General features: G+C 70.7%; 12 protein-coding genes. 4 read left to right on the top strand and 8 right to left on the bottom strand.

Features of this window, described 5'->3' with window-relative positions; translation table 11 throughout:
- Positions 1 to 2: 2 nt before the first annotated feature.
- Positions 3 to 2030 carry a VanW family protein gene (locus RUR_RS07275; RefSeq protein ID WP_283134139.1) on the bottom strand — a complete coding sequence of 676 codons (2028 nt, stop codon included), beginning with the start codon at positions 2028 to 2030 and terminating at the stop codon, positions 3 to 5.
- Positions 2031 to 2087: 57 nt separating this feature from the next.
- Between RUR_RS07275 and RUR_RS07270 the strand changes: the two genes are divergently transcribed.
- Positions 2088 to 2309 (top strand): hypothetical protein, encoded by a 222-nt coding sequence (locus RUR_RS07270; protein ID WP_283134138.1) that lies wholly within the window; start codon positions 2088 to 2090, stop codon positions 2307 to 2309.
- A gap of 212 nt (positions 2310 to 2521) precedes the next feature.
- On the opposite strand, the gene gatB is transcribed toward RUR_RS07270, so the two are convergent.
- From gatB to RUR_RS07235, 7 genes are all read right to left on the bottom strand, one after another.
- Complete coding sequence (gene gatB, locus RUR_RS07265) at positions 2522 to 4021, bottom strand: Asp-tRNA(Asn)/Glu-tRNA(Gln) amidotransferase subunit GatB (RefSeq protein ID WP_283134137.1); 1500 nt, start codon at positions 4019 to 4021, stop codon at positions 2522 to 2524.
- Positions 4022 to 4318: 297 nt separating this feature from the next.
- Complete coding sequence (gene gatA / locus RUR_RS07260) at positions 4319 to 5809, bottom strand: Asp-tRNA(Asn)/Glu-tRNA(Gln) amidotransferase subunit GatA (protein ID WP_283134136.1); 1491 nt, start codon at positions 5807 to 5809, stop codon at positions 4319 to 4321.
- Positions 5810 to 5849: 40 nt separating this feature from the next.
- Positions 5850 to 6146, bottom strand: coding sequence for an Asp-tRNA(Asn)/Glu-tRNA(Gln) amidotransferase subunit GatC (gene gatC / locus RUR_RS07255; RefSeq protein WP_283134135.1), 297 nt, complete (start codon positions 6144 to 6146; stop codon positions 5850 to 5852).
- Between the two features lie 74 nt (positions 6147 to 6220).
- Positions 6221 to 8302, bottom strand: a complete 2082-nt coding sequence (locus RUR_RS07250) for a putative bifunctional diguanylate cyclase/phosphodiesterase (RefSeq protein WP_283134134.1) — start codon at positions 8300 to 8302, stop codon at positions 6221 to 6223.
- Positions 8303 to 8875: 573 nt separating this feature from the next.
- Positions 8876 to 9511: a pyridoxamine 5'-phosphate oxidase family protein gene (locus tag RUR_RS07245; protein ID WP_283134133.1), complete on the bottom strand. Its 636-nt coding sequence runs from the start codon at positions 9509 to 9511 to the stop codon at positions 8876 to 8878.
- A 56-nt stretch (positions 9512 to 9567) separates the two neighbouring features.
- Positions 9568 to 10953: an amidase gene (locus RUR_RS07240; RefSeq protein ID WP_283134132.1), complete on the bottom strand. Its 1386-nt coding sequence runs from the start codon at positions 10951 to 10953 to the stop codon at positions 9568 to 9570.
- A 42-nt stretch (positions 10954 to 10995) separates the two neighbouring features.
- Positions 10996 to 13275, bottom strand: a complete 2280-nt coding sequence (locus RUR_RS07235; protein ID WP_283134131.1) for a S9 family peptidase — start codon at positions 13273 to 13275, stop codon at positions 10996 to 10998.
- Positions 13276 to 13551: 276 nt separating this feature from the next.
- On the opposite strand from RUR_RS07235, the gene RUR_RS07230 reads away from it, so the two are divergent.
- From RUR_RS07230 to RUR_RS07220, 3 genes are all read left to right on the top strand, one after another.
- Positions 13552 to 13962, top strand: a complete 411-nt coding sequence (locus RUR_RS07230) for a DUF3870 domain-containing protein (protein WP_283134355.1) — start codon at positions 13552 to 13554, stop codon at positions 13960 to 13962.
- A 143-nt stretch (positions 13963 to 14105) separates the two neighbouring features.
- Complete coding sequence (locus RUR_RS07225) at positions 14106 to 15320, top strand: CaiB/BaiF CoA transferase family protein (RefSeq protein WP_283134130.1); 1215 nt, start codon at positions 14106 to 14108, stop codon at positions 15318 to 15320.
- A complete protein-coding gene (locus RUR_RS07220) occupies positions 15317 to 16543 on the top strand; it encodes a metal-dependent hydrolase family protein (RefSeq protein ID WP_283134129.1) in 1227 nt (408 codons plus the stop codon). Before RUR_RS07225 ends, RUR_RS07220 begins: the two co-directional genes overlap by 4 nt.
- The last annotated feature ends 31 nt before the right edge of the window (positions 16544 to 16574 follow it).

The raw sequence follows: 16574 nt of genomic DNA, 5'->3' as shown, positions 1-16574 counted from the left end.
GTTCACTCGCAGATCAGCTTGATCTCCGGCTTGTAGACGGTGTGGAACTGCTGCCGCTTGATCTCCCGCCCGTTCTGTTTGAAGATCCGCCAGACGTCGATGGTGAAGCCCAGCGCGCCGGGCATCGGGATGCAGTCGTCGGCGCTCTCCCGAATTGTCTCGAAAGTGGTGACGTTATACCTTTCCGAGCTCTTTGATTCGATGTCGTAGCGCTTGGTGCTCCAGAACTGCACGGTGACCGACGTACCGGTGACGCCGGTCTTGACCAGGACGCCGTACTTGGAGTCGTTCTTCCACCGGAAGTCCGGCTGCGGGAACGAGACGGTCGACTCGCGGCCCGCCGGATAGCGGGAGATGTAGAACTCGTGCGGGGTGTGCTGGACCGACTGCAGCCCGCCGAAGAAGACCGCGTTGAACATCGTGGTCGCGAACTGCGAGATACCGCCGCCGACGCTGTTGACCAAGCGGCCCCGCTCGATCATCGGCGCCTCCACGAAGCCGCGGGCGGTGTCCCGCTCCCCCACGATGTCGTTGAGTGAGAAGGTCTCCCCCGGCCGCACGACGTAGCCGTCCAGGATCTTGGCGATGGCGTGGATGTTCTTCACCCGCGGCGCGCAGCAGGGGTAGTTCGAGGTGAACTCGCTGATCTTCTCCTTGATGCCGAGCCCCTTGACCTCCTCGTCGGTGATCTTCGGCTCGACGGTGGTGAGCTTCACGTCGACCGTACGGCCGCCGCCGCCCTCGGCCAGGAGCTCCTCGACGGACGCGGAGAGCTTGTCGGAGTCCACCCCCTGGCCCTTTTTGCCCGGGATGAACTTCAGCTTCCCCCGCACCACGTCGAAGGTGGCGTCCTTGGGGGCCTTACCGGCGTCGACCAGCTTCGTCCCGATGCCTTCGACCGCCGTCTTCCCGTCGAACTCAGGACGCAGCCCGCCCTGCCCGTCGGGGACGAACTCCAGGTTCGCCGCGATGACCGCCGGCTGGAGTGCCGCTGACTTGGTGCCGTTTTTCAGCGTAATCGGGCCGGCGACGGCAGCCGGGGCGATCTTACCCACGGTCCGCTTCACCTCCGCGGCGGAGACCTTCGGGCGGACCGTGACGGTGGGCAACCGCACGGAGGTCTTCCCCGCCAGGAACGCCGCCCGGATCGCCTCCGCGCTCGCCTTGCGGTCCAGGGTCCTGCCGTTCCGCGGCGTCACCGAGGCGGGAACGGTCCCTTTGAAGCGCACGGAGCCCTCGCGCACCCGCTGGTCGACGGCCCCGGCCACGGTCGCGATGGCACTGTCCAGGGCCTGCTCCTCCACGTCCACCTTGAGGGGGAGGGTCCGGGTTCCGGTTAAGGCGTCGAAGACCGCCACCGGGCCGGGGAAGCCGGTTTCGGCTCCCTCCAGCATCGCCCCCACGTCGAAGGTCAGCCCGACGTCCACCGGGATCAGCTCGAACTTCTTGTTCCCCACCTCGGCCCTGATGGCCTTGCGGATTCGGGCGTTCAGCGTGGTACGGATCTTCGCCTCGGCGTCTGCCCTGGTCATCCCACCGATATCGATCCCGGCAACGCTCGTGCCCGGCCTGATCTCACCGGAGAGGATCACCGCCGGAACGGCGTACGCCAGCACGGCGAGGACCAGCACGCCCAGCGCGACGAGTTTCAGCACCGACTTCCGCCTCTCCGGCGGCCCTTCGCCGGCTGAGCCGACGGGGTCGGCTCCCCCCGGCCCGCCGACGGCGGGGGTGGAAACCGGATACCCGGGTTCCGAGGCGACCGCCGTACGGCCTGGCGCCTCGTCCCAGCGCCGATCCGGCCTGCCGTACGGGCCGGGGGCCGCCGGCTCCGGGGTCGGATGCGGCCGGCCGTACGCACCGGTGGCCGGCCCGGGAGACTCCGGCGGCCACCCACCCGGGTCCGGCCCGTAGGGGCCGGCGGCGGCCGGTGTCGGCGGAGCCGGTGTCGGCGGGCTGCTCCACTGGTCGATCGGACCGGACGGACCGTTGACCTTGCTCGTGGCGGGATCCTCCTGAGTCGGAGGCATCGCAGGGATGTGCCCGATCCAGCCGGTCTGGGGACCGGTGTCGTCAATCGCAGGGAGATGCCCTATCCAACCCGTCTGTGGACCGGTGTCGTCGACGTCCCGGGAACCCCACGCCTCGTGGGGGGAGATCCGCTGCTGGCCCCGGCTGAGCTCCCGGCCGTCGTCGCCCCGACCGCGCGGGGGCGACGCGGTGAAGCCGTCCCCCTCCGCAGGTCCCGGCCCGCGGCCACTCCCCGTGACATCGGGCGACTGCCCGTAAGGGTCCGGCGGGTCGACTGAGGATCCTGCGTACGACACGCCCGTCCCTCCTGCTCGGTTCCAGCTCGGCGGCTACTCCTGGGCAACAATAGGGCACCGGTTGCTGGGACTTATCCGCAAATAGGGACATTGATACCGTAACTCGATCATCTCGCCGACCAAACCCCTGGCACGCATGCAAAACGCCCGCAGCACCGGCCGTGACCAGGTGTGCGGGCGTCTTGTCGCGTGAGTCAGGAGGCGCCGAGCTTCTCCAGGATGAGAGCCCGGGCCCGACCGGCGTCGGCCTGGCCGCGACTCGCCTTCATCACCGCGCCCACCAAGGCTCCGGCGGCGGCGACCTTGCCGTTGCGGACCTTCTCGGCCGCGTCGGCGTTCTCGGCGATGACCTGATCGACGATGGCCGACAGCGCGCCCTCATCTGAAACGATCTTCAGCCCCCGGGCGGCGACCACCGCGTCCGGGTCGCCCTCGCCCGCGAGCACGCCCTCGATCACCTGACGGGCCAGCTTGTCGTTGAGCGCCCCCTCGGCGACCAGCGCGCCCACCCGGGCGACCTGCCCGGGAGTGATCGCGAGATCGGAGAGCGCGACACCCGACTCGTTGGCCCGGCGCGCGAGCTCGCCCATCCACCACTTCCGGGCGTCGGCGGCCGGCGCGCCCGCGGCGACGGTCTGCTCCACCAGCGGGATCGCCCCGATGTTGTGCATGGCGGCCATGTCCAGATCGGACAGCGACCACTCGGCCTGGAGCCGGCGCCGCCGCGTCGAGGGCAACTCGGGCAGGGTCGCCCGCAACTCCTCGATCCAGGCGGGGTCCGGCGCGATCGGCAGCAGGTCGGGCTCGGGGAAGTACCGGTAGTCCTGCGCCTCCTCCTTGGAGCGACCCGGCGTCGTCGTCCCGGTCTCCTCATGGAAGTGCCTGGTCTCCTGGACGATCCGTCCCCCGGCGTCCAGCACCCCCGCCTGCCGCTCGACCTCGGAGCGCACCGCCCGTTCCACCGAGCGCAGGGAGTTGACGTTCTTGGTCTCGGTACGGGTCCCCCAGGTGGAGGAGCCGCGCGGCATCAGGGAGAGGTTGACGTCGCAGCGCATGGAGCCCTCCTCCATCCGCACGTCCGAGACGCCGAGCGACCGCATCACCTCGCGCAGCTCGGTGGCGTAGGCCCGGGCCACCTCGGGGACGAGCGCGCCCGTCCCGGTGATCGGCTTGGTGACGATCTCCACGAGCGGAATGCCCGCCCGGTTGTAGTCGACCAGCGAGTAGTCGGCACCCTGGATGCGGCCGGCCCCGCCCATGTGGGTGGACTTGCCGGTGTCCTCCTCCAGGTGGACCCGCTCGATCTCGATCCGGATCGTCTCGCCCCCCACCTCGACGTCGAGGTATCCGTCCGAGCAGAGCGGCTCGTCGTACTGCGAGATCTGGTAGTTCTTCGGCATGTCCGGATAGAAGTAGTTCTTCCTGGCGAAGCGGCACCAGGAGGCGATGGAGCAGTTCAGCGCGAGGCCGATGCGGATCGTGGATTCGATCGCCATCGCGTTCGCCACGGGCAGCGAGCCCGGCAGCCCCAGGCAGACCGGGCAGACCTGGGTGTTGGGCGGCGCGCCGAAGGTCGTCGGGCAGCCGCAGAACATCTTGGACGCGGTGCCCAGCTCCACATGGGTCTCCATGCCGAGCACGGGCTCATACCGGGTGAGCGCCTGATCGTAGCTCGTCAGCGTCTCGACAGTCATAAGAAAAGTCCCTGGTCCTGACTACGGGTCGTCCCACCGTCCAGCCTAACGCCGGGCGGGAGGGACGGTCTCCGGGTAAGTGGTCGTCGCCCTCGGCGAACCGCCGATCCGGCCGGATCGGCTCGTCACGGAAGCGGATCGACGGTGTCCCCTCGGGGACGGACACGCTCCGCCGTACCCGCCGGGAGCCGCGCCCCGGTCCGGCGGGCGGCGCCGTCCCACGGCACCGCCCTCCCGAAACCGGTACGCCGGCCTGCCCCGGCCGTACGGCAGGGTGTTCACGAAAGTGGCATCGGGTCAGAAGGCCGGGGCCTTCTCCAGCAGCGACCCGCCCCAGCGGTCACGGTAGGCGGCTTCGAGGGCCGCCCCCACGCGATAGCAGCGGTCGTCGCCGAGCACCGGGGCCATGATCTGCAGCCCGACCGGCATGCCGTCCTCGTCGGCGAGCCCGCAGGGCACCGAGATGGCGGCGTTGCCGGCCAGGTTGGCGGGGATGGTGCACAGGTCGGCGAGGTACATCGCCATCGGGTCGTCCGCCCGCTCCCCGATGGGGAACGCGGTGGTCGGGGTCGTCGGCGAGATCAGCACGTCGACCTGTTCGAACGCCGCGGTGAAGTCGCGGGTGATCAGCGTGCGGACCTTCTGGGCCTGGCCGTAGTAGGCGTCGTAGTAGCCGCTGGAGAGCGCGTACGTGCCGATCATGATCCGCCGCTTCACCTCCGGGCCGAAACCGGCCGCCCGGGTGAGCGCCATCACCTCCTCGGCCGACCTCGTCCCGTCGTCCCCGACCCGCAGGCCGAACCGCATGGCGTCGAAACGGGCGAGGTTGGAGGAGCACTCCGAAGGAGCGATCAGGTAGTACGCGGGCATCGCGTACCGGAAGGAGGGGCAGGAGACCTCGACCACCTTGGCGCCGAACTCCTCCAGGAGCGCGCACGCCTCGTGGAACCGCGCCAGCACGCCGGGCTGGTACCCCTCGCCGGAGAACTCGTTGACCACGCCGACGCGCAGCCCCTCCACCGACGCCTGCCGGGCGGCCTCCACCACCGGCGGGACCGGCGCGTCGATCGAGGTGGAGTCACGCGGGTCGTGGCCGCTGAACACGGCGTGGAGCAGCGCGGCGTCGAGCACGTTGCGGGCGAACGGCCCCGGCGTGTCCAGGGAGGAGGCGAAGGCCACCACCCCGTACCGCGAGGATCCGCCGTACGTCGGCTTCATGCCCACGAGCCCGGTCACGGCGGCGGGCTGACGGATCGAGCCACCGGTGTCGGTGCCGGTCGAAAGCGGCGCCTCGAAGGCGGCGACGGCGGCGGAGGATCCACCGGAGGATCCACCGGGGACCCGGGAGAGGTCCCACGGGTTGCGCGAGGGGCCGAACGCCGAGTTCTCGGTGGAGGAGCCCATCGCGAACTCGTCCATGTTGGTCTTGCCGAGGATCACCAGCCCGGCCTCGCGGAGCCGCCGCGTCACGGTCGCGTCGTACGGCGGGCGCCAGCCTTCCAGGATCTTGGATCCACAGGTCGTCGGCATGTCGGTCGTGGCGAACACGTCCTTGTGCGCGATGGGCACACCCGCCAGCGGCCCGAGCTCCTCCCCGGCGGCGCGCCGGGCGTCGACCGCCCTCGCCTGCGCCAGCGCGGCGTCCTCCGCCACGTGCAGGAAGGCGCCGACCTGCTCGTCGACCTCCGCGATCCGGTCGAGGTGGGCCCTTGAGACCTCGACGGCCGAAACCTCGCCGGAGGCGATGAGCGCCGCGAGCTCGGCGGCGCTTTTGTGGATGAGCGTCACTTGCCCACCTCCTCGTTGCGATGCTTGCCGATGGACCCGCTCACTCTTCCTCCAGGATGCGCGGCACGCGGAAACGGTTCTCCTCGGGCGCGGGTGCGCCGGCGAGCGCTTGATCCGGGGTGAGGGAGGGCTGTCGCTCATCGGGCCGGAAGACGTTGGTCAGCGGCAGTGCGTGCGAGGACGGCGGAATGTCGTCGGCGGCGACCTCGCTCACGCGGGCCACCGATTCGAGGATCACGCCGAGCTGGGCCGCGAAGTGGTCGAGCTCGTCCTCGGTCAGCGCCAGCCGGGACAGGCGAGCCAAGTGTGCCACTTCGTCGCGGGTTATGGCGGACATGGTAATGAGAACCGTTTCGCTAGTGGAAGGCTTCCTCCCCATCCTAGTGACCGGGCCACCAGGGGACCGACGTATTAGCCGCCGCTCCGGGAGACCACGCCGAGCGGGCGGCGTTCGCAGGCGGCCCCGGCCGGATCCGCCCCGTGCTCGCGGATCCACTCGGTGAACGCCTCCGAGGCCATCGGCTCCCCGAACCACCGGCCCTGACCCACGTCGCACCCCATCTCCCGAAGCATCTCGGCGGTCCTTGAGTCCTCGACCGCCTCCGCCACCGAACGCATCCCCAGAGAACGGACGCACTCCACGAACGAGCGGACGATCATGGCGTCGTCCCGGGAGTCCGCGACCCGCCGTACCAGCGAAGCGTCGATCTTCACCTCCTCGATCCGGAGCCGGTGCAGCCGGACCAGGGAGGAGTAGCCGGTGCCGAAGTCGTCCAAGGCGAGCGGGATGCCGAGGTCGGCCAGGATGCGCACGGTGTCGGCGGAGTATGCCTGTTCGGTCATGAGAATGCGCTCGGTGACCTCCAGCTGCAGCGACGTCGTCGGCACACCGTGGCGGCTCAGCGAGGCGGTGATCACGTCGGGGAGCGTCGAGTCGAGCAGATCCCTGGCCGAGAGGTTCACGGCCACCTGCACCGGCGTCCCCGCCGCCCACCAGCGCGCCGACTGCTCAAGTGCGCTCTCGATCACATACTGGGTCAGGGAACGCATGAGGTAGGACTGCTCGGCCAGGGGGAGGAACTCGGACGGGGGCACCAGGCCCCGGGTCGGATGCCGCCAGCGGACCAGCGCCTCGGCGCCGACGGGCCGGCCGGTCTCCAGGGAGACCTTGGGCTGGTAGAACACGGTCAGCTCGCCCCGATCCAGGCCGCGCCTGAGATCCCCCATGAGGTTGAGCCGGGACGGGGAGTTCCGGTCCCGCTGCGAGCTGTAGCTCTCCACCCCGGTACGGCCGTCCTTGGCCAGATACATCGCCACATCGGCGCGCTGCAGCAGCGTCTCGAAGTTCGGGGCGTGCTCGGGGTAGAGCGCGATCCCGATGCTGACGTCCAAGTCGAAGGTCATCCCCTCGAACCGCACCGGCTCGTTGAGCGCCGCCCGCAGCCGGGTCGCCACCTCGCGCGCGGCGGCGGCGCTCCTGATCGTGGGCAGCAGGACGGCGAACTCGTCCCCGCCCAGCCGCGCCACCATGTCCCCCGGACGGACGCTGTGGGTCAGCCGATGCGCCACCAGCTGGAGCAGGCGATCCCCGACGGCGTGCCCAAGCGTGTCGTTGACCTCCTTGAACCTGTTCAAATCCATCAGGAAGAGCCCCACCCGCATGGGTGGTTCCGCCTCGGCCAAGGCCTCGTCGGTCCGGTTGTGCAGCAGCTTGCGGTTGGGCAGGCCGGTGAGGACGTCGTGCATCGCCTGGTGGTCCCGGCGCATCGACAGGGTGGCGGTCGAGTACACGGCGATCAGCGGGGCGATGAACAGGGGGACCAGCGCGACCGAGTGGTCCATCACCACGACCACGAGCGGCGAGAGCCCGAGCATGGCCCCGTGCACCAGCCCCTGGTAGCCGACGGTCGCCCGCACCACGCGCAGCACCGAGCGCCGTTCGTGCAGCGCGACGGCGCCGCAGACCAGCGCGGCGGTGACCCCGAAGTAGGCCAGCCCCGCCAGCACCACCGGGAGGACGTCGTCACCGCCCGGGGTCCACGGGGTGGAGGGGTTGGGGCGCACGCCGTAGGCGCCCATCACCACGGCCGCCGCGGTGAACGACAGGGTGAGCTGGGCCAGGTTGAACACGATCCGATGCCAGGCCTTGCGCGTCACGATCCCGTGCACCACCACGGCGAGCGCCTGCAGGAGGGTGGCGGCCGCCAGCCCGAAGTGGAGCAGCGTGGCGAAGGTGAACATGACCGAGGCGGGTGTCCCCCCGACCGGAAGCGCCCCCGGCATGACCACCGAGCGAAGATGGCCGAAGACGACGAGCACGGCGAGGATCCAGAAGAGTTCCGACCGGAAGAGGGTGAGGTACTCGTCCGCCCCGAGCCTGAGCTGGGCGACGAAAAGCGCCGTGAACCCGATCGTGATCACACCGGCGAGGTACGTCCACAGGGGCGAGCCCGCGCGGGGCCCGATGTCGCGGGTGTCGGTCGGGTCCTTCATCGACAATCCTTACCTGGGGAGACCTCACGTGGGGAGACCTCGCCTTCCGGCGTGGGGAGCGTGGCCGGCGCATCGGGCAGGTGGCCGACCCGAACGCCTGCGGCCTGAATGTGAGCGCTCAAGGAAAGGTCCTCTCTCGCGGGCGACCGGTGGGTGCGGAGGGACCTGACCTGCCCACGAGGGTGGGGATGCCCGGCCCCATCGCCGTGAAGAGGTCGGCAGACCCCTCGTCACGTCCCCCGCGTACCGGACTTGAGAGCTCCTCCCCCGCGGAGATCGACCACCGTGACGGTCAAGGAGCCCCCAAAGGTCACTATGGGGAGAGTAAGGCAGCCGGACGACTTCGCGAAACCACTTGAGCACGTTCTGTCACGAACATTTTTCACAATTGACACAGAAGCCGTGGTACGGCTTACGCCACGCGACCGTCACGGCGACCCCGATCAGGTCCGGCCGTGCACCTCGGGGCCGTACGCCGCAGGCCGTACCCCCGTCCACCGGGGGTACGGCCTGCGGGATACGGCCTGACGATGCTCCGGCCTCACGGCCGGCGGTCATCGGGGAGGGGATTCGTCATCGGGGATTCGGCGGCCCCGCCCAGCCGTCGGGAAAGGCGGGAGCCGGGATGTCCGTGCGCCCCGCCCCGTCATGGCGCGGTGTGCCGAGCACGGACAGGAACGGTATCTCGCCCGCCCAGACCGGCGCGTCCAGATCCCGCCTGTCGTCCAGGGCCGGGCCCCGGCGAACCTTGACGGAACACTCGGCGAGGGTGAGTTCGATGACCTTGGTCCGGGCCAGCTCCCGGGGCGAGAGCGCCCGCACGTCCTCCAGCCGTCCCGGCGGCAGAAGACGGCGCAGCAGAAGGGTCATGGCATCCCGTTTGGCGTCCTCCCCCTCGACCGGACGTCCCTGGCCGAACGCGATCACCGAGCGGTAGTTCACCGAGTTCTCGTAGGCCGAACGCCCGAGGACCAGACCGTCCAGCAGGGTCGTCTCCACGCAGACGGCCGCTCCGGAGACGACGGCGTCGAGCGTGCGGTTGCCGGCCGCCCCGTGCAGGTAGAGCCGGTCGTCCGCCCGTACATGCAGCATGGGGATGACGTAGGGCACCCCGTCGAGGACGTACCCGACGTGGCACATCACGGCCTCGTCGAACAGGCGGTACGCCACCGCGGGGTCGTAGTCGGCACGGGCCGGCAGGCGTCTCACCCGGACGCGCTCCCCGGCGGGACGGTGTTTTTCCGGACCGCGTCCGCCCGGATCGCTCATGAGAGTCCCCCCGGCGAGCCGGCGGAGACCGGGGCGTGGACGGCGAGCCAGTCGGTGGACCGCTCGTAGGTCCCGGCGAAGTCCAGCAGCCGGGACTCCTCCAGCGGTGGGCCGATCCACTGCAGGCCGACCGGCAATCCGCCGGACCGGCCCATGGGCTGGACGACGACCGGCAGGTCGGCCAGGCTCACCGGGATGGTGAAACCGCCGACCCGCATCTCGATGTCGGCGACCTCGCCGGGCGGACAGGCGGTGACCGGTACGGCCGGCGCGATGCAGGCGGAAAGGCGGCTGTCGGCGAACAGGCGCCGCCAGGCCCGGCGGATCTCCTCATGCATGGTCTTCGCCGCCGCGTAGGTGTCGGCGTCGACCTCCATGCCCGCCTGGACGATCGCGAGGACCCCGGGAGAGTACAGGTGGGACCTGGTCTCCACCGTCGTGCGGTGCACCGTCCCCAGCTCGTGCAGCGCCACCCCCTGGTAGGCCGGCAGGACGAGATCGGCGGCGGGCACCGCGACCTCGACGAGCTCGGCCCCGTTCTCCCGGACGACCTCGACCGCGGTGTCGAAGGCCCGGCGGATCTCCGGTTCGGACTGGTCGGCCCACTCGCGGAAGACGCCGATCCTCGCCCCGCGCAACGGGGTCCGCGAGCCGCTCACCGAGGCCATGGGGGCACTCGCCGCATCCGCCGCGTCGTAACCGGCGATCGCGGCGAGCAGGATGCGGGCGTCCTCGACGGAGGCGGTGATGGGGCCGACCCGGTCCAGCGAGGTGGCGGCGGGCAGCAGCCCGCGGCGGGAGACCACGCCCCCCGTAGGGCGCAGACCCACCGTGCCGCAGAACGCCGCGGGGATCCGAATCGATCCCCCGGTGTCGGAGCCGATCGAGGCGGCGCACTCGCGGGCGGCCACCGCGGCCGCCGATCCACCGCTGGACCCGCCCGCGATGCGGCCCGGGTCCCACGGGTTCGTCGTCGGCGCGCACGCGATGCCGACCGCGCACTCCTGCGTGGTGTTCTTGCCGATGAGGACCGCGCCGGCTTCACGGAGCCGGACCACGACGGTGGCGTCCCGCCGGGGCCGGTGGTCGTGGAACGCCTTCGAGCCGTGGCGGGTGGGCATGTCGACCGTGTCGACGACGTCCTTGACGCCGACCGGGACGCCGTGGAGCGGCCCTCGCCACTCGCCGCGGGCGACCTCGGCGGCGGCCTGCCGCGCCTGGACGCGCGCCTGGTCGGCGGCGATGTGGACGAAGGCCTGGACGATGTGCTCCACCTCGTCGATCCGGGCCAGGTAGGCCTCGGTGAGCTCGACGGGGGAGAGCTCACCGAGGCGGATGAGGTGGGCGGCCTCGGCGACGGTGAGAGAGATCAGGGGGTTCATGAGGATCCGGTGTCCTTACGCAGAGGGTCGACGGGGCCGACGTCAGCCGCCGAGGATCTCGGCGATCGCGCCGAGGTCGAGGGGGAACTCGGCGATCTCGTAGGGGGGCGGCTCGGCCCCCATGAGGTGGCGGACCAGATAGTCCCAGCGCCGCCGGGTGGTGTAGGCGCCGTGTACCGCCATGGTGTGGTCGGCCCCCGGCACCAGGAGGAGGTCGAAGTCGCGGTTGGCCCGGATCAGCGCCTCGGCGAACCTGAGCGTCTGGGACGGCAGCACGTTGTCGTCGAGCTCGCCGTGGATCAGCAGCAGCCTGCCTTCGAGCCGGGCGGCGAGCGCGGAGTTGGACTTGGCGCGGTAGTCGGTCTCCCAGGGCAACCCGAAGAACTTCTCGCCCCAGGCCGGTTGGTAGACGAGGTCGTCGTGGTCGCCGGCGGTGGCGACCGCCACCGTGAAGAAGTCCGGCCGGTGCAGCAGCGCCCGCGCCGCGGCGTACCCGCCGCCCGAGGTGCCGAAGGCGCCCACCCGGCCGAGATCCATCCAGGGCCGGGTCGCGGCGAGCTGCTCGATGGCGGCGGCGTGGTCGTCGATGAAGGCGGTGCGGTCCGGGTCGAAGCGCTGGTGCTCCTGGAAGGACTTGGACCGGTACGGCGTACCGCGCCCGTCGACGACCACGGTGACGAAACCGAGCGCCGCCATGGCCGCGGCCTCGACGGTCGGGACGATCTCCCCCGAGAGGGGGAACCGGACGGGCGCGGCCGTGACCTGCGGGCCCGGATAGAAGTTGTCCAACACGGGATACCGCGCTCCCGGGTCGAACCCGTGCGGCAGGTACAGGACACCGTGGATGTCGGTCGTCCCGTCGGCCGCCTTCACCCGGAAACGCTCGGGCGGGCGCCAGCCCGCCCGGTACAGGTCCGCCGCGTCGGCGGTCTCCAGCTCGACGACGACCTCGCCGGAGCGGTCCAGGACCCGGCTGACCGCAGGGCGGTCGAGGCCGGAGGCCACGTCCAGCAGGTAGGTGCCGGCCGGGGAGGCGACCACGTCGTGGTCGAGGTCGTCGTCGGTCAGGCGGCCGATCCGGCCGTCGTCGAGGCCCACCCGGTAGATCTGCCGCACGTAGGGATCGAGATCCGCCTCCCGGCCGGAGGCGGTGAAGTACAGCTCCCGGCGGGTCTCGTCCACCGCCAGGGTCTCGCGGACCAGCCACGGGCCGTGGGTGACCTGCCGGAGTGCCCCGTCCACCGTACGCAGGTAGACGTGCCCCCAGTCGTCGCGCTGGGACCACCAGAGGATCTCACCCGACGACAGCTCAAGGAGGTTCGGGCTGCGGTAGCGGATCGGATGGGTCTGTACCTGGGTCTCGGACCGCTCCTCCAGCAGCTCCTCGACCTCGCCCGTCGCGGCGTCCATGCGCATCAGCCGTACCCGCCTGTCCCCGCGGTCTCCGGCGTGCCAGAGGAGCGCGCGGCCGTCCGCCGACCACCGGGTACGCCCGAAGGCGAGGGCCGGCTCGAACGGGGTCACCAGCGGATCGTCCTTGCACTCCACCCAGGTCCCGGTGTCCAGGTGGTAGACGAGCGGGGTGGACGTGGGCAGGCGTTCCTCGCCGACCGTCGAGTAGGCGAAGGTCCGCAGCCGGGGACGCGAGCCGTCCGGCGGGGTGGACTGCACGAGGGCGGCCCGGGCCACGCCCCGCTGGTCCACCCGGTGTGTGGCGAAAGCCGTACCGTCCGCCGACCAGAGCACGGCGGGGGGCGGCGTGACACCGATGTGGTCCAGGAGCGACCGGAGGGCCATGGGGTCGGGGGACGTCCCGTAGCCGAGCTCGGGAGTGCCGTCCGTGGTCAGTTCGCGGTCCGCCTCGACCCCGTCGAGGTCCCGCAGCACGAGATTGTGGTCGCGAAGCCGTACGGCCCAGCGGCCCCCGGGGGCGACGGATTCGTCGAGGGAGGGAGGACGGCGGGGAAGACGGCGGCATCGGTAGGTCGTGGTGTCGCAGTGCCAGGCGGCGCCCAGTGCGTGGAACTCCACGCCGCCGGGGGTGAAGACGAGACGGCTCAACCCGAGGGCGTTCGGGTCGGGCCGCGCGCCCGCCGCCGCTCCCAGCGCCCGCGCCAGCTCCACGTGGTCGAAGGCGGGCGCGTTGAGTCCGGAACGCAGGTCGACGCGGTGGTATCGGATTCCCTCCCGGGTCCGGACCTGGTACCAGAACTCGTGATCCGACAGCCAGTTGGGCCGTACGCGGGCGCGGTACACGAGTGCGCCGACGTTCGCCGGCAGGAGGGCCTCGGCCCGCCGATAGCGCGATCTCAGGTTCGTCATGCCGTCTCCTCGGCTGAAGTCCACGGTGCGGAAGTGCCGGAGCGGGCACGAGTGGTGGCGGCAGCCGGAACACACGAGGGTGCGAACGTGTGCGGGGTCGGGGCACGACGTCACATCTGCCACCGTCAGACAGGGAGAACGTCGTCGTCATCGCCGGCGGTCGAAGGATGCGCTGTTCATCGAGGCCGGCGGACATCGGTTCTATGCGCCTGATTAGTATCATCACGCCCTATCACGCTCGTCAACCTCACCAAGATCCACCAGGAGGCAACCGTGATGTCACCGCTCGGTCCGGAAAAGGCGGCGACGGCTGCAGGCGTCGATGGCGACGGCCGGATCGTCGTGGTCAGCGGATACGCCAAGATGCCGGCGGGTACGGCGGCCCGCGCCCTCTACGAGACGCTCACCCTGGGGGTCCTGGTCGACCTGCGGACGCACACGATCGTCAAGGCGTCGTCCACCCTGGTGACCGACGTCGGCCGCGAATGGGTCGAGGAGCATTTGGTGGGCCGGAGGCTCCTGGAGGAGCCCGCCGAGTTCCTGCGTGACGTCAAGCGCGACTACTGGGGCGCGTCGAGCGGCGCTCTCACCCAGGCCTACCGGGACCTGGTCCGCCGCTACCGGGAGCGGCTCAAGCTGGAGGGCGTCGTCCTGCCGGAGCCGGCCGGGCCGGACGGAGAAGCCTGACCTTGACAGTCGCCGCCCGTCTCACGTAGACACATCTCACCACAGAGTCCGCCCCGGTGCCGGTCGCGTTCGATCGCCCCGTACCTCCACGGTGACTTTCCCTGGCCCCACCAAAGGCATGTTCACCAGGGAAGAGGACTCATGTGAGCATCGATCCGCCCCCCAGGACAGGTCCCCTCCGCGACCTCACCGTCATCGACCTGACCCAGATGCTGGCCGGACCGTACTGCACGATGATGCTGGCCGACCTGGGCGCCGACGTCATCAAGGTCGAGCCGCCCGGCGGCGACCTCACCCGGTGGATGGGCCCCCGTCGCGACGGCGACGGGCCCGAGGCGCTGGGCGGCTACTTCCAGTCGGTCAACAGGAACAAGCGCGGCATCGTGCTGGACCTGAAGACCGAGGCGGGCAAGGAGTCGCTGTTCCGGCTGGTCGCCGGCGCCGACGTGCTGGTCGAGAACTTCTCCGCCGGGGTGATGGACCGGCTCGGCCTCTCCTACGAGACGCTGAGCGCGATCAACCCGGTGCTGGTCTACGGGTGCGTCCGCGGCTTCGGCGACCCCCGATCCGGCGGCAGCCCGTACCAGGACTGGCCGGCCTTCGACGTCACCGCGCAGGCCATGGGCGGGCTCGTCGGCATCACCGGCGCCGGTCCCGGGCAGCCGGTGAAGACCGGGCCCGGCATCGGCGACATCTTCCCGGGCGCGCTGTGCGCGATCGGCATCCTCGCCGCCGTCCATGAGGCGCGGCGCTCGAACCTGGGGCAGTTCGTCGACGTGGCGATGTACGACTCGGTCCTCTCGCTCTGCGAACGGATCGTCTACCAGTACAGCTACACCGGCCGGAGCCCGCTCCCCCAGGGAAACACCCATCCGCTGCTCTGCCCGTTCGACGTCTACCCGACCGCCGACGGCTTCCTGGCGCTGGCGGCGCCCGGCGACCGGCACTGGCGGGTCCTGTGCGACCTGATGGGCCGCCCCGAGCTGGGCGACGATCCGCGTTACCGGACCAACGCCGACCGGGTCGGCCACGCTCCCGTGGTCCGCGCGATCGTCGCGGACTGGCTGGCCGTCCGGACGACGGCGGAGGCGCTCTCGGTGCTCGGCGGTCACGTGCCCTGCGGGCCGGTCAACGACGCCCGGGCCGTCTTCGCCGACCCGCATGTCCGGCGGCGCGACATGCTGTGCGCGGTCGAGCAGCCCGGTTCCGCCGAGCCGGTCGTCATCGCCGGTCAGCCCATCAAATTCAGCCTCACACCGTCGGGCGTACGGCACCGCGCGCCGCGCCTCGACGAACACCGCGACGACATCCTCGCCCGGTTCTGTGGCGACCCGACCCCTTCAGGAGAGAACCAATGATCGCGATACAGGGTGCACAGATCATCGACGGGACCGGACGTGATCCCATCCGCGGCGCCGCGGTGCGGATCGACGGAGACAGGATCGTCGGCATCGGCCCGGTCGAGCGTGACGACCAGGTGATCGACATGGCGGGGTGCACGATCCTGCCCGGACTGATCGACGCCCATGTGCACTTCGGCCTCACCAGCCCCATCGGCCCGATGCTGGCCAAGGAGCTGAGCATCGCCGAACGCGCGGCCAACATGTTCGCCGTGTGCGAGGACACCCTCCGCCAGGGCTTCACGACGGTGCGCGACACCGGGGGGATCGACTGGGGGCTGGTGCGCACCGTGGAGTCCGGCCGGATCCGCGGCCCCCGCATCCTGTGCTGCGGGGCGATCCTGGCGCAGACGGGCGGCCACGCCCACTACACCTCGCCGAACGAGTGCGTGCACGAATGGAAGAGCCGGGAGCTGCCCGGGCTCGCCACGCTGAGCGTCATCTGCGATTCCCCGGACCAGGTCCGCGCCGCCGCACGCGACAACTTCCGGCGCGGCGCCACCTTCCTGAAGATGAACATCACCGGCGGCATCATCTCCCTCTCCGACTCCATGGACGACACGCAGTTCACCGTCCCCGAGATCGAGGCCGCGGTGCTCGAGGCACAGGCGCGGAAGACCTACGTCACCGTGCACGCCCACAACAACCAGGGGATTCGCAATGGAATCGCCGCGGGCGCCACGTGCGTCGAGCACGGTACCGACATCGACGAAGAACTCGCGGAGGAGATGGCGGCCCTCGGGGTCCACCTGGTGCCGACGCTGGCGGTGATGCACATCCACGCCCGGGACTTCGACGACATGTCGCTGCACGGCGACATCCGCGAGCGCTTCAGCGGGGTCGAGGCCAAGATGGCGAGGGCCATCAAGGTGGCCACCGACGCCGGGGTGCTCGTGGGCTCCGGCACCGACTACGTCGGCCCCAAGCAGGACAACCGCGGGCTGGAGATCGCCCTGCGGGCGGAGATCGTCGGAGCCATGCAGGCCATCATGGCGGCGACGTCGGTCAACGCCGAGATCATCGGGGTACGGGACAGAGTCGGCACCCTGGAGGCGGGCAAGCTCGCCGACGTCGTCGCCGTGGACTTCGACCCGCTCGCCGAGCCGCACCTGTTCGGTGACTCAGGCCGTACGGTGCTCGTGGTGAAGGACGGCGAGGTCGTCCGGAACGACCGCGGTTAACGACGGAAGGAGACGTCGGCCGCCCCTCGGG

The organism is Rhizohabitans arisaemae (assembly GCF_025996515.1).
GTDB classification, from domain to species: Bacteria; Actinomycetota; Actinomycetes; order Streptosporangiales; family Streptosporangiaceae; genus Rhizohabitans; species Rhizohabitans arisaemae.
This window is presented reverse-complemented; position numbering and strand designations above follow the sequence as displayed.

Excerpts from the sequence above, each read along its gene's own strand:
- RUR_RS07270 (WP_283134138.1), top strand. The coding sequence starts at position 2,088 with ATGCCCTATCCAACCCGTCTGTGGACCGGTGTCGTCGACGTCCCGGGA.
- RUR_RS07230 (WP_283134355.1), top strand. The coding sequence starts at position 13,552 with ATGTCACCGCTCGGTCCGGAAAAGGCGGCGACGGCTGCAGGCGTCGAT.
- RUR_RS07240 (WP_283134132.1), bottom strand. The coding sequence starts at position 10,953 with ATGAACCCCCTGATCTCTCTCACCGTCGCCGAGGCCGCCCACCTCATC.
- RUR_RS07220 (WP_283134129.1), top strand. The coding sequence starts at position 15,317 with ATGATCGCGATACAGGGTGCACAGATCATCGACGGGACCGGACGTGAT.
- RUR_RS07235 (WP_283134131.1), bottom strand. The coding sequence starts at position 13,275 with ATGACGAACCTGAGATCGCGCTATCGGCGGGCCGAGGCCCTCCTGCCG.
- RUR_RS07275 (WP_283134139.1), bottom strand. The coding sequence starts at position 2,030 with ATGCCTCCGACTCAGGAGGATCCCGCCACGAGCAAGGTCAACGGTCCG.
- RUR_RS07250 (WP_283134134.1), bottom strand. The coding sequence starts at position 8,302 with ATGAAGGACCCGACCGACACCCGCGACATCGGGCCCCGCGCGGGCTCG.
- gatC (WP_283134135.1), bottom strand. The coding sequence starts at position 6,146 with ATGTCCGCCATAACCCGCGACGAAGTGGCACACTTGGCTCGCCTGTCC.
- gatB (WP_283134137.1), bottom strand. The coding sequence starts at position 4,021 with ATGACTGTCGAGACGCTGACGAGCTACGATCAGGCGCTCACCCGGTAT.